14 protein-coding genes are annotated in these 13,084 nt (G+C 38.0%); 7 read left to right on the top strand and 7 right to left on the bottom strand.

The genetic code is table 11. From position 1 onward, the window contains the following. Positions 1 to 58: 58 nt before the first annotated feature. The 4 genes from IW22_RS05355 to IW22_RS05340 form a co-directional block, all read right to left on the bottom strand. Positions 59 to 565, bottom strand: coding sequence for a hypothetical protein (locus tag IW22_RS05355; protein ID WP_034724835.1), 507 nt, complete (start codon positions 563 to 565; stop codon positions 59 to 61). 208 nt (positions 566 to 773) lie between these two features. Next, positions 774 to 1,622 (bottom strand): helix-turn-helix domain-containing protein, encoded by an 849-nt coding sequence (locus IW22_RS05350; protein WP_034724834.1) that lies wholly within the window; start codon positions 1,620 to 1,622, stop codon positions 774 to 776. Positions 1,623 to 1,666: 44 nt separating this feature from the next. Next, complete coding sequence (locus tag IW22_RS05345) at positions 1,667 to 3,172, bottom strand: adenosine kinase (RefSeq protein ID WP_034724832.1); 1,506 nt, start codon at positions 3,170 to 3,172, stop codon at positions 1,667 to 1,669. 150 nt (positions 3,173 to 3,322) lie between these two features. Further along, positions 3,323 to 4,450, bottom strand: coding sequence for an alpha/beta hydrolase-fold protein (locus IW22_RS05340; RefSeq protein ID WP_034724824.1), 1,128 nt, complete (start codon positions 4,448 to 4,450; stop codon positions 3,323 to 3,325). A 334-nt stretch (positions 4,451 to 4,784) separates the two neighbouring features. On the opposite strand from IW22_RS05340, the gene IW22_RS05335 reads away from it, so the two are divergent. After that, the gene (locus IW22_RS05335) at positions 4,785 to 5,207 is read left to right on the top strand and encodes a hypothetical protein (RefSeq protein ID WP_131401689.1); all 423 of its coding nucleotides are present in this window, start codon (positions 4,785 to 4,787) and stop codon (positions 5,205 to 5,207) included. 176 nt (positions 5,208 to 5,383) lie between these two features. Here IW22_RS05335 and IW22_RS05330 read toward each other — a convergent pair whose 3' ends face one another. Then, positions 5,384 to 6,526, bottom strand: coding sequence for an acyltransferase family protein (locus tag IW22_RS05330; protein ID WP_034724813.1), 1,143 nt, complete (start codon positions 6,524 to 6,526; stop codon positions 5,384 to 5,386). A gap of 186 nt (positions 6,527 to 6,712) precedes the next feature. On the opposite strand from IW22_RS05330, the gene IW22_RS05325 reads away from it, so the two are divergent. Together IW22_RS05325 and IW22_RS05320 are read left to right on the top strand one after the other, a co-directional pair. Continuing rightward, entirely contained in the window at positions 6,713 to 7,771 is a 1,059-nt protein-coding gene (locus tag IW22_RS05325) for a sensor histidine kinase (protein WP_034724807.1), read from the top strand. After that, the gene (locus tag IW22_RS05320) at positions 7,768 to 8,466 is read left to right on the top strand and encodes a LytR/AlgR family response regulator transcription factor (RefSeq protein ID WP_034724800.1); all 699 of its coding nucleotides are present in this window, start codon (positions 7,768 to 7,770) and stop codon (positions 8,464 to 8,466) included. Before IW22_RS05325 ends, IW22_RS05320 begins: the two co-directional genes overlap by 4 nt. A 14-nt stretch (positions 8,467 to 8,480) precedes the next feature. Here IW22_RS05320 and IW22_RS05315 read toward each other — a convergent pair whose 3' ends face one another. Beyond that, complete coding sequence (locus tag IW22_RS05315; protein ID WP_034724799.1) at positions 8,481 to 8,981, bottom strand: GNAT family N-acetyltransferase; 501 nt, start codon at positions 8,979 to 8,981, stop codon at positions 8,481 to 8,483. A 189-nt stretch (positions 8,982 to 9,170) separates the two neighbouring features. On the opposite strand from IW22_RS05315, the gene IW22_RS05310 reads away from it, so the two are divergent. Then, complete coding sequence (locus tag IW22_RS05310; protein WP_034724798.1) at positions 9,171 to 9,653, top strand: nuclear transport factor 2 family protein; 483 nt, start codon at positions 9,171 to 9,173, stop codon at positions 9,651 to 9,653. A gap of 8 nt (positions 9,654 to 9,661) precedes the next feature. Here the strand turns inward: IW22_RS05310 and IW22_RS05305 are convergent, their stop codons facing one another. Next, positions 9,662 to 10,225, bottom strand: a complete 564-nt coding sequence (locus IW22_RS05305) for a hypothetical protein (protein ID WP_051891094.1) — start codon at positions 10,223 to 10,225, stop codon at positions 9,662 to 9,664. 416 nt (positions 10,226 to 10,641) lie between these two features. Here IW22_RS05305 and IW22_RS05300 point away from each other — a divergent pair, with 416 nt between their 5' ends. The 3 genes from IW22_RS05300 (at position 10,642) to IW22_RS05290 (ending at position 13,031) form a co-directional block, all read left to right on the top strand. After that, positions 10,642 to 11,202, top strand: coding sequence for a hypothetical protein (locus IW22_RS05300; protein WP_034724797.1), 561 nt, complete (start codon positions 10,642 to 10,644; stop codon positions 11,200 to 11,202). An 81-nt stretch (positions 11,203 to 11,283) separates the two neighbouring features. Continuing rightward, entirely contained in the window at positions 11,284 to 11,985 is a 702-nt protein-coding gene (locus IW22_RS05295) for an ABC transporter ATP-binding protein (protein ID WP_034724796.1), read from the top strand. An 8-nt stretch (positions 11,986 to 11,993) separates the two neighbouring features. Continuing rightward, positions 11,994 to 13,031 carry a hypothetical protein gene (locus IW22_RS05290; RefSeq protein WP_034724793.1) on the top strand — a complete coding sequence of 346 codons (1,038 nt, stop codon included), beginning with the start codon at positions 11,994 to 11,996 and terminating at the stop codon, positions 13,029 to 13,031. Positions 13,032 to 13,084: the final 53 nt, after the last annotated feature.

Genomic DNA, 13,084 nt, shown 5'->3' with positions numbered 1-13,084 from the left:
GCCTCACTTTTGGGACAGCCTCTTTTTATTTTATTAACTGCATTGGATTTCAATTCCACTAACCTTCCAAATAAACCGAAGTCTCTTTATTAATCTTTTTTTGCCTGAAGTACTGATAAACAGACCCGCCGATAAAAAGGATGAAAAGAAACAGAAGCGTTTTACCAATAATCGGATCTGTGATATCTTTTGCTAAAGGATGTCCAACCGGTACACGGGTAAAAGTTTCATTCACTGTTGGTACCAGCGAAAGAAAAAAGCTTAAGGAAAGGAGGAAATTCTCAAAATAACGGGCTCTTTTGCTGCTCTCCTTTTTTGAAAACAGGAAATACGCAACAGCTATTAACAGAATGATAAATACCGAAAAAACATGTCCCGCATTAAAGCCTCCGTGTTTTGAGATTCCCAATGCGGTGACTGAAGTAATCAGTGTTCCGTAAAAGTAAATCTTCCCTGATGATTCCTTTAAACTGATTTTCCCGTATCTCGTAAAACCTACTAATGCTCCTGCAATAGAAGCAACGCCAATGACCGTATGGAAAATTCCTAAATCTGATAGTCCCATTTTTATAATTTTTTAAATATTAATTCCTTTATTTTCCCCTCATATTACAGCAGCTCAAGGGAACATTGCAAAATTGCGACAGAAAAAAGAAAAGGGTTTTGTGATTCCGTTCAATTATTTGGCATTTTAGTCCATAAAAAAAGCAATCTCAAATTAACTTTAAGATTGCTTTTTTTATAGCCTTTGAAAAACCTATACTGTCTTCTTTTTATCTGTTTTCCTGGCGGTAATTGGATGGACTGGTATTGTATTTATCGCTAAAGCTTTTGGTGAAATTTGCGAGATCATTGAACCCGCAATCAAACGCAATATCAGTGATTCGCTGGTCAGAAACCACAAGGAGTTCTGCTGCTTTTTCCAGTTTTTTATTTTTAATGTAGCTCGCAGGGGTGTCATTATAAAGTTTCGCGAATTCCCTTTTGAAAGAAGATACACTCAGGTTATTTCGCTCGGCCAGTTCTTCTATGGTGAGTTGCGAAAACAAATTGGCTTCAATAATCTGCTTAAAAGTATACGTCGCAGGAGAAAATAACTGTGATAATATCAGCTGCACGGCTTCAGCATTTTTTGTCTGTGACAGCAGCAGAATAATTTCCTTTAATTTCAAAACAAGAATATCTTCATTGACCAGAGACGGGTTTTCAAAATAAAACAGTAATCCTTCCACATATTTCTGGATCAGAAAATCATTATTTATTTTTTCATTGGATTGGTTAGAAACCCTGTTTTTCGGAGGTTGCAGCAGTAAGGGTAATTCTCTGTCATAAATTTTCTTCAGGATGTCAGGATAGAATGTCACAATGACAATTTCACAGTTTTCTTGAATGGCCGGATTATGGATCTGCTTTCCTGAAGTGATGCAGTTTAAAAACAAAGAATAACTGGCAGGGAAATTAATTTCCTCGCTATCAACTTTGTATTGAAATTCTCCCTGTAAAACATAGAGAAAACAGGCCTGTTCGTTCACAGGAAAATCAAAATGGAAGGGTGAAGTCAATGCCACCTTTTGCATGAAAGTCTTCCCAAAAAGGTCGTACTTTTTATAGTCATTTACCATAAGTGTACCTATTCTAAAAGTTTAGAGGAGAACATTTTGATGCATTAGTTGAGTTTCTGATTTGTTTTTTGAACAAAATCACCCCATTGTTGAGTCAGATGCGTCAGTGCTTTCTTTTTTTCGCTTTCATTCAGCGAAGAATAGTTGATTGAGTTGAAAACGAGTTTTTTCAGCGCTTTTACATCAAGTTCCCAATACACAAATGCCATCCAGAAATCATAGCCAAGACCTTCATATCCATAAACACTCGGGTCATCGCTGTTGATGGAGCACTGGATTCCGTTACTTAGCAACACTCTTGCAGGATGATTTCTCATATCACTTACGTATCCTAAAACCTGGTTACTGATCGGGCTTACCTCAACCAGTTTGTTTTGCTTTTTAATCAACTCCATCGTTTTGGGAAAATAGATCAGGTTTAAGCCATGTCCAATCCTTGGGTTGTTCAATACAGACATATCCAGGATATTTTTATTAAAGACCGAATTGCTTTCGCCTGCATGAAGGAAAAGAGGCATTTTAACGCCATACTTTTTACTCAGTTCATCCAGTTTCACCCAGTTTTCTCTGAAAGAATAAACACTGTTTCCAGCCGCTTCATCCGCCACAAGGTCAAAGCCGGAAATCATATCCGGAAATTCCTTTTTAAGTTCAAAGGCTGTCTCAAGCTGTTTTTCAATGCTTTTCGGATCTAAAAATTTAAAACTTGAATAAATTAATTTTAAACTGAACTCCGGATGTACTTTCTGTATTTCTTTAACGATATCCTGTAAATCCGTAGTAGAAGTTTTCAGCGGGTATTTTCCTTTCTGAAAATCATAAAGCTCTTCAAAAATATACCTGATTTCTACGTGCTGGACATTGTTTTGCACCAAATCCATAAAGCCTTTTTTATAGTATTCCCTGAAAAAAGGACGGTAAGGGAGCAGCAGGCTGATCCGTTTAAAACGTTTCTCAAATTCAATCCAGTAATCGGTATACGTACATAGCTGATCCCGCTTCAGGATAAGGAGTTCCGCCAGTTTCTTTTCAAAATCAGGATCTGAAGTCAGTTTTTTATGAAGACTCACAAATCCTTCCGGAACTTTCCCCTCAAAAAAACCTAATTGACCGAAGATAAACTGGTCATTATCCGCCTGATCATACACATACGCTTCTTTATACTTTCTGGCCGTTGCAATCACCCATTTCACATCGGTGAACCCTCCGCTGTGCGTATGCAGCAGACCTCCTTTGGGCATTGACTGGAAGATTTCGAATAATGTACTGCCTTCTATCAATGGCTTTAGCTCCTCAAAGGAACTGTTAAACAAAGATCTCTTCTGTTTATTTGTATCGGTAAGAAGCTGTTTTCTCAGCTGAAATAATTTTTTATCCAATGCGGTTTCAGCATCAGACAGGTGTATATCGGCATCAAAGGCTAATGCTTCATTTTGCTGTTTCAATGCCATCCATTCCTGCTGGTAAGTGGATTGTCCGTTCACTTTATTCTGGCATCCAAACAAGGGAAATCCAAAAAGTAAAATATAAGTGAGATACCTTCTCTTCATAATATTGTGGTTTGCTGTGCACGTTTGATTGTGCTTAACAATTAAAAAAAATAGAGGTCTGATAAAACTCTAATCAAAAATATAATAAATTTTTCGAGTACGGGAAGTTCAATCCGGCCGTATACAGATTAATCTTAAGTATTTTGTTTTTTACTTAAAAATCTTTTGGGTAAACTGATACAGGGATCTTCTCCATGTGAGCCATTCATGATAGGTTTCGGGAGATTCATAAAAGGAATAGGGATACTTATTCTTATTTAAAAAAGTGGTCAGTTCCTTATTAAACTGAAAAAACCGCTTATCTTCCTTCTCCCCGATTCCGATAAAGAAATAAGGTTTTTTCCTGGACTTCAACACATTACCAATAGGAAGTTCTTTGAAAGGTTCACTCTCTGTCCCTTCATAAATAACCGGACTGAACACCCCAATCGCAGAAAACATTTCCGGATGACTGCTTCCGATCAGCATAGCCTGATAACTTCCGCGGGAGAGCCCGGCGATTGCTTTTTGAGCATTCGTTTTGTATTTTTTTTCGATGTATGGAATCAGTTCCCCGACAACGATTTTGTCTAAGTTTTTGGAAGAAAGAACCGTTCTGGGAAAATCATCAGGCATTTTTTCCTGTTCCGGATTCAGTGCCACTCCATAATCCATCACCACGATCATTTCCTGCGCCTTTTTCTCCGCAAAAAGATTGTCCAGAATGTTTATGATATAACCTTGTTTTTCCCATCCCGAAATATCTTCGCCGGTTCCGTGATACAGGTATAAAACGGGTAATTTCTTAGACCCGTAGCCGGCAGGAAGATATACTTTAAAATTCCTGTTGCCCTGTGTAATTTTCGAATGTAAACTGTCATTAACGATTTTTCCGTGCTTTACATTTTTCTCAAAGAAAAAATCTTCTCCGGAAGGCACTTCAATTCCGCTGGTTGGCTGGCCGTATCCAAAATACAGTTGCGTATTCGGGTCATTTGTGCGCTGTCCATCCACATTAAACCAATAATAATGAAATCCGATGTCCATAACCGAAGTGGAAACATTCCAAAAGCCGTTTTTCCCTTTTGAAACTGATGACTGTATACTTTGCATTCCGTCACCACCCTCTAAAGTTACAGATTTAGCATCCGGAAAATACACCTGAAATTCTGCTTTTCTCTGTGCATCTATTTTCGGGAATTCTTTCCCCGGTAAAGCTGTTAAAGAGGTTTTATAGGTCTGGGAAAAAGCGACAGAAGAAAATAAAATGAGAAGTAATGATATTTTTGGATGCTGCATTATTTTAGTTTTAAGAGATCAGAAAAACGGGCATCTTTCGTGGATGGAAAGGGTCTTTGACTGGGAAGGACCTCTCCTATTGCCGATGTAATCTCTGTTGTCTGATTCAATTTAAGAAAAATATTTATTCTTTGTAGCATAATTTGTAAAAATTCTTCTGTTTCCCGATGTAAAAGGTTGATCAGTTCCTTACTTGTGGAGGTAAAAAATATATCCTATTTTCCCATTGCATTAAGGATGAACAAATTGCAGGCTTACGATTGTTTATTCCAACGCTGCAACTATGATCAACAGGAATAATTTAAATTGATTTGAGATGAGTTTAAAAATATGTTTGGCAAAAAAGGTCCTGATCTTTTATGCAGTTCTTTCTCCGTTCATTATGATCGGATCACTGTATAATTTAATCGAAGGCATTATTTTACAGAAAACTCCAACCTATCGTATTGGTCTGTTCAGCGTATTCGGGTTTGTTATCATGCCGTTTCTGCTGATCGTGACTTACCTCAAAAACAAGTGTGAGATTTCAGGAAATGGTGTAAAGATTGGTAAAATTGACTATCCATTTTCCGACTATCATTTCAGCATCAGAGAAAAGGAACTCGCTTTTAAGGACAGACCACTTACTTCCCTATTTAAAAAAAAGTATGATGAACTGGTCATACAAAAAAAGGGAACCCAAGAAATAATCTTGGAAAAAGACCTTGATGTTTTCCAGAAGGATATTGAGAACATTAGAAATGCTTTGCCTAGATAATCTGAGGTTCGGCTTTCGAGTTTGAGCATTGGAGAGTTTAGAGTTTTGGAGTTGGGTAGCTTTGCTAGTTGCTAGTTTCTGGTTGCTAGTTATTAGTTGCTGGTTTATAGTAATTAAGTTAATGAATCATAGTCTGATGTCTGAAATCTGATGTCTAGCATCTTGATTCTTAATTCTTAAATCTCCTTGCTTTGTTTTTCACCTTCCTTATTCAGACATACACGCTTAAGCTTTGATGACGGCTTTTCAATGGCAAATCTATACAAAAGTCCTCCGGCGATGCATCCTGCCAGACAGATGAGAAGACTGACATTGTCAGAGGTTTCCAACCCTAATTTTTCAAGCGCATACTGAATCATATGAATAATACCTTTATGGGAAAGATAGATGGCATAAGACAATCCCGCCAATTCTGCTGTGATGTACGATTTAGTTTTGAATATAAAAGAAGATTTGGAAATGGCTGACATTAAAATAATTCCATAGCTGAGTGCTACCAACGCAAATCCGAAGACAGAAGCCTCCTTAGAAACCTGATCATTGCAAATCCAGAATGCCAACCCGATCAGGATAATTCCAAAAATAAAAAGTCTGTTCCCGTTGTTATGAACTAAATTTTTAAAACGATCACAATACTGCATCAAAAAACCGATTATCACTCCAACGGCAAGACCATCCAGACGCGTGTGGGTCGGATAATAAATTTTCATATACCATATCTTCCAAAAATTATCAGTGTCCAAAATAGGAACGATAGAATTTTCCCAAATGAACCATCTGGCTGTTAAGGAAAAGATAATGAGTGCACCTGCAAAAATAGCTGTATATCGGAAAACTTTTGTCTTTATCGCTGTCAGAAGCAGCAAGGGAAGAAAAAGATAGAACTGCTCTTCAATACATAAGGACCATGCATGCGAAAACGTTCCTTTATTAATTACATCCAACCCATAATTTTGGGTAAATGTGATAAATTTCCATAATGAACCCAGCGACTCCCGTTCCCTGAAAAAAGGAAATGTAAAATACAGGAAAAGCGTAAAAGCATAAGGCGGAATAATTCTGAAAAACCGCTTGGTGAAGAAGGTTTTTAAACTGATCCCACCACTCTTTTCAATTTCTTTAAACAACTGTCCTGAAATTAAAAAACCACTCAGCACAAAGAATAAGTCCACTCCGGTCCATCCGAATCTGCCTATCGTATCAATCCAGACAGGATGTTGAAATGCGCGGTAGTGATACATTAAAACCAATACAATAGCTAAAGCTCGTAAGTGATCCAGTCCGTAAAGTCTTTCGGAGGAGTGAAGGTCTGCAGGCATTATTTTTTTCTGCAAATATTGTCAACCACACTACCATTTTTAACCAATAATGACAGAAAACACTGATCCGGATGCCAACTGTACGATTTGCCGTCTGAACTGCAATTACAACTTTCCGTCATCAATTCTACTCATTTTATCAAATAATCAGCACTTGTAGCGCTGGATTTTATATTTTTGAAGGCTATGAAATTCGGACAGCAACATCACCTAAGGCAGAATGTCTATTTTCAGCTGTTCTTTTGGACGGCTTTATTCTTATTCGGAACTGTGAGAGATTACGGAGAATATGACGGCAGTATGTCTTCAACAACTCTTATTTACAATTTCTGCCACTGGATATTTCAGATCGCCGGAGCCAATTTCATCTATTACGTTCTGATCAGAAACTTTTTTGACCGGAAAAAATACGTTACCTTTTTTCTGTATCTGATTCTCAGTTTATACCTTATTTCGGTGATGAACAGGATCTTTATTGTCTATGGGGCAGAACCTTTTTTCATTGATGAACCTCAGGACAGTTTCTACAGCATTTTCACGGATATCAGGTATCTTCTGACGCATTATACTTTTTCCCTCATTAGCGCGGCCTTTATTTTTATTTCGGTGATGTTTATGATCCGATACAGAGATGAAAAAGAAAACACTACACAGCTGCTGAAAGAAAAGGCAGAACTCGAATTAAAATCACTGAAATCCCAGCTGAATCCACACTTTCTATTTAATACTCTGAACAATATTTATGCGCTGTCACTCATCAATTCGGAGAAAACTTCGGAATCGATCAGCAGACTTTCGGACATTCTGGATTATATCCTGTACAAAGGTCCTAAAAATGAAATCTCTGTATCTGAAGAGCTCGCTGTTATTGATCATTATATCGTGCTGGAAAGTCTCAGATACAATCAAGAAAGGCTGAAGATCAGTAAAGAAATCAATCTCAATTCTGCAGCCACAATTCCTCCGCTTTTGTATCTGACATTGGTTGAAAATGCTTTTAAACATGGGGCAGGAAAAAGTAAGGATCAGACGGAGATTAAAATTGATATCTCCTCAGATGAATCGTATCTAATCTTTAAAATTGAAAACACCTGCGGAGACGATGAAACCAGTGATCCAGAAGGAATCGGGCTGAAAAATATTGAAAAACAGCTCAGCCTTCATTATCCGGATCATTTTGTATTCAATGTTTCGAGAGAAAATCATATTTTTAAAGTAGAAATAAAAACACCGGCAGCCTTATGATCAACTGTATTATTGTAGACGACGAACCTCTGGCAGCCACATTGCTGGAGAAACACATTTCCAGGATCGACCATTTAAAACTGGTGGGAACAGCTGAAAATGCCATGGATGCCTATCAACTTCTGCAGACCAAATCTGTAGGCCTTATGTTTCTGGATATTCAAATGCCTCATTTAACCGGAATTGATTTTTTGAGATCGCTGTCTCAGAAGCCGCCTACTATTTTCACGACGGCTTACCGGGATTTTGCTATTGAAGGTTTCGAACTGGAAGCCGTGGATTATCTTTTGAAACCCATTACTTTTGAACGTTTCTTTAAATCGGTGGAACGGGTTTTAAGGCACAAAACTGATACTCAGGAAGATTTCATCATGCTTAAAACCGATGGCATGACCCGGAAAGTCCCCATTCGTGATATTGTCTATTTTGAAAGTCAGGGCAATGATATTAAAACGGTTCTGGTGAACAGTGAAAATATTATTTCAAAGGCTACAATGACCGATATGGAATCTGTTTTATCGGGAAAGGGACTGGTAAGAATTCACCGTTCATTTATGATCAACACTCAGTTCGTTACTGCTTTTAACACGAATGAAATTGTCCTCGGCACGTATCATATTCCCGTTGGCAGAAGCTATAAAAATGAATTTGATGCTTTTATAACTGCTATTTCTAAGGGTTCTGTTAATCAGTAAGAGATTTCATGAACTTAATTGCGCTGAATGACGTAGTAAGCCAGTTCACCATCCGGCCTTTTCAGATTATCTATGCGGCTGAAACCCGCTTTTTCCAATACTTTTTGTGAACCTATATTGTCCAGATCAGTCACGGCTACGATATCGCCTCCTTCAGTATTTAAAAGAGAATATTTGACTAAAGCACAGCTCACTTCCGTTGCGATACCTTTTCCCCAGTATTTTTTTCCTAACGTATATCCAATTTCAATCTGTCCGGAGACATCTGCAAAGTTTCTCACCAGGCACATTCCGATAAAATCATGGTCCTCAGAACCGAAGATTCCAAAACGTCCAAACGGGCCTTTGGTATAGTCTTCCAATGCTATATCAAACATTTCCGCGTACTGCTCAGGTGAACGATAAGGAAGATACCGGGTCACCTCTTCATCTTCAAAAAGATCACAAAAAAGGTTTTGTTCTTCCGGTAAAAACTGACGGATCGTAAAATTCTGATCCTGATGTAGAATAGTCATATTCAAAAATTATAATCAGGATAAAAGTACAAATTATACCCCATCAATACCAATGGAGCCGTAATGTTTTTCAGCGAAAACTCTGCAATCTTATCTTTTTTCAACCATCGATTCTTAATTGGTTATCTTTGATCAGATGGAGGAAACCATACGAGCGGATTTCCAAAATTAATCATAAAACCTAATCCCATGAAGAAAATACTCTTGGTTAAACTCTTTTCAATATGCCTTTGCTGTTCGGTCTGGACAGCGTTTTTCTCTCAGTCAAAAGCCTATACTCCAGTTTCAAAGGAGCTCTACGATACCATTAAAAAAAAAGACAGCCTCCTTTTTGGTGCTGCGAACTCCGGAAATATCGATCAACTGAAGACATTTTTCACTGAAGATCTTGAATTTTTTCATGACGTGGGAGGTCTGGCCAATTATCAGGAAACCGTTGACAATTTCAGCAGAGTGGCAAAAAATTACAGCTATACCCGAAGAGTTTTAGTTCCTGGGTCTGTTGAAGTCTATCCTATTAAAGATTACGGAGCTGTACAAACCGGAATTCATCAGTTTTGCCGTCTGGAAAATGGCTCCCTGATCAACTGCGGAACATTCAAATTTGTTCACGTCTGGAAAAAAACATCCGGTGGCTGGAAAATTTCAAGAGTGGTCAGCTACGGACATTAGATCATTCATTAGTATTCAAAATATTTCCCGAACCATTGTTCAAATTGTTCTTTGTACTTCTCCTGAGCAGCTTTGATCAGCTCATCCGGTTCTTCAATCTGAGCTAAACCGTAATCTCCAGCCATCCATTTCAGGTATTCACTGAGGTCTTCGCTTTCCTCATCATCATCTTCATCCCTGTAAAAATAAGCACTGTCAAAATCAACGGTTATTTCGGTATCGTAAGTCAGCAAATGAAGCAGTTGCAGGATATTTTCGGCAACAATATGCACACCGCCTTCATCTCCAAAAACCACAACGGGCATTTGGTTTAAAGCCTTATCTGTTCCGTCGTTCCAAATCGTATAAAATGAACCGGAGCCATTCGCCTGGGCAACAGGAAATAGGCGGGCTAAAAAATGTTCATCTTCGCTCCAGCTTTTCAGACCGGATTTATCATCGATGGTAACACCAAAACCCTGGCTGTAATACTCTCCGGAAGATATATGGTTTTGGAAGTAGATCAGTTTTTCGAGTTCAACGGGGATTTCTTTTAATCCTAAGTTTTCTTTAAATTCTGCGATATCGATCATGGTGAATGAATATTAATGATGAAACAAAAATAATGGTAATTTCATTCTATTTCGTAGCCGTATAAAAAATATTTTCTGCTCCGTCAAATATCCAAAGACTTATTCCGTATTCATTATCAGGACAATATGGGGTATTTCTCTTTCTCAAATTGATTTTAAACCCATATAATTTGATTTATTCCAATACAATAAATCAATTACAAAACATTTAATATTATTCTTGTAAATCATATCCATTACCTTAAATTTTATATTTATATCTGAACAAAAACACCTTTATGACATGCATAATATGGAAAAGAGATCACACCATGATATTAAAAAAAAGTATTACTTTTGCTTAAGAAATAAATGTTTTTAGCATTTTTATTATTAGTTTTAATCCACCAATTTATAAAACATTAAAATCCCTCCACATGAGAAAAATAATTCTACTCATTACATGTATGTTCGGCGTTTCAGTTTTCTCACAGATCAAAGTGTTGAAAAACGAAAGCCTGGTGGAAATTGGCAAAGATAATTCCGTAGGTTTATATAAAAAAGAGGATAAATTTACCATCAACTATCAGGATCTCAACACCAGTAACCTGAACACCATCAGATCTTTTTCATTCCAGAACCTTGACGGTGACGTATCCGGTCTTTATAAACTGATCATGGATGGCTTTATCACTACTCCGGACGAAAACATTATCCTGGAACTTCCCAATGACATCATTGAACTGCATTACGAAAAAAACTATGGCCAGCCGACCGTTCAGTTTATCCAGTATATCAATAAAAACCGTAAATACGTTGGAAAATCCCAGTTTTTAAATAAAAAACAGGTGGAAAAAGTATTCGGAAGAGTCAATGGAAAATCTGCCATGTACGAGAAGCCTGGCACCATCAATGGTACAAAGACAGGTTCCAATCAGGCATCTACTGCTGCTCCGTCTTCAAATGGCAACAGCAAGAACAAAAAATCAAAGAAATAAACGTATTTTTTTCAATATTACTGAACTCATTCATCCGAATGAGTTTTTTATTTTTACTTTTGCAGAAAGACATTAAGAATTATGCCGCTTCAGATAATCAATTTAACCAAAAAGTTTGGAGAACAGACTGCACTAGACAATATCAATATTTCTATTGATCAAAATGAGATCATCGGTCTTCTGGGTCCAAACGGAGCCGGGAAGTCCACGCTGATGAAATCCATTGTCGGGGCACTGAAAATTGATCAGGGCGAAATCATCTTTAACGGAATGAATATTTCTGAACACGAGATTGAAAGCAAGAAGAAAATAGGCTTCCTTCCCGAAAACAATCCACTGTATCTGGAAATGTACGTCAGAGAATATCTTCAGTTTGTGGCCAACATTCATAAAATATCCGCAGCCAGAGTAGATGAAGTGATTGAACTGGTGGGAATCACGCCTGAAAAATCAAAAAAAATCGGTCAACTGTCGAAAGGATACAAACAAAGAGTTGGTCTTGCACAGGCCATCATTCATCAACCTGACCTCTTAATTCTGGACGAACCTACCAACGGACTGGATCCGAACCAGATCATTGAGATCAGAAATGTTGTGAAAGAGATTGGTCAGCAAAAGACGGTTCTTCTGTCTACGCACATCATGCAGGAAGTGGAAGCACTCTGCTCCCGCGTTATTCTGATTCATAAGGGAAACATTCTTCAGGACTGCCCGATTGATGAATTTAAAGGCCGATTCAACAGCCTGGAAGAAGCTTTTGCCAGCTACACCGCCGTTTCTTAATTCATTCCATGGAAATACTCATCACTCACGGACAGGGCATTATCAAGGCTCTGTACGATGGCTTTGCCAGCTGCTTAATCATACGACGTCCTGTGGCCGTCAACTGGCCGGACTCCCGTGGAAGTGTGGGTGAATACTATGCGGTGTCTGAACTTTCTGAAAAGGAAAAGATAACCTTTGCTGATGGTCTTAATCAGGCACTTGTTGATGGAACAGAAGCTGAAATCATGACGGGTATTGAAGATTTTCTTAAACTTTTTGAAAATGGTACCTATCAGGTCAATCTGGGTAAAATTCCAGCTGACAATTCCAATTTTTATATGAGCAGAACTTCAGCTGCTGATGAGAATACCAATGACCGAAAATTTTCTGGCTGGTTCTACCCTTTTGATGATTTTAACTATCTGTATACTCTGGAAAGTAAAAGCATTGATCCTGAAAGAACGGAATACTACATCGATCTGATCAGAAAAGGAGGCCGCCCGAAACCGGTTATATTTTACAGCCTCTATCATCTGGATCCGATGCTGAGCTGTGCTTTTGTACTGGACGGCCATCATAAAATTGAAGCTTATACCCGTCTGAAAATGGACATCCCGGCTGTTTTTATTGTAAAAGATAATAATGACTACAGCTCTGTCTCGGAAATCATGCATGGTGCACACGATTTGCTTCAGGACAATGAATTTGAACATCTTTTTCAGAACAATGATGAAAATCTGCAGCATATCAATTTCCTTAACGATGAAGTGTTAACCAATGCTCTGGATAAAATATTGAGAGAGTCGGAAAGAATTGACATCCCTGTCATTGAAGTGCTGATCAGGCATCATACATCCGGTCTGCCGGAGGATAAGATATGGCTTTACCAACGTCTTGAGTCTTTAGCAGAAAATATACACCTCAGCTTTTTTAATTTCAGAAAAGGCCTCAACGTCTATTTCCCTCAGTACATCGAAGACTACAAAGCCAATACATGGTTTCTGAAAACCCTAAGAAACACCATGGAACTGAATACATGGATCAATGAAACCATCTTACGATAACCAAAGTGGGCTGCTGGTTATAACCACGAACTCAGCATCAAATGGCTTCATAT

The organism is Chryseobacterium sp. JM1, from assembly GCF_000737715.1.
GTDB lineage: Bacteria > Bacteroidota > Bacteroidia > Flavobacteriales > Weeksellaceae > Chryseobacterium.
This window is presented reverse-complemented; position numbering and strand designations above follow the sequence as displayed.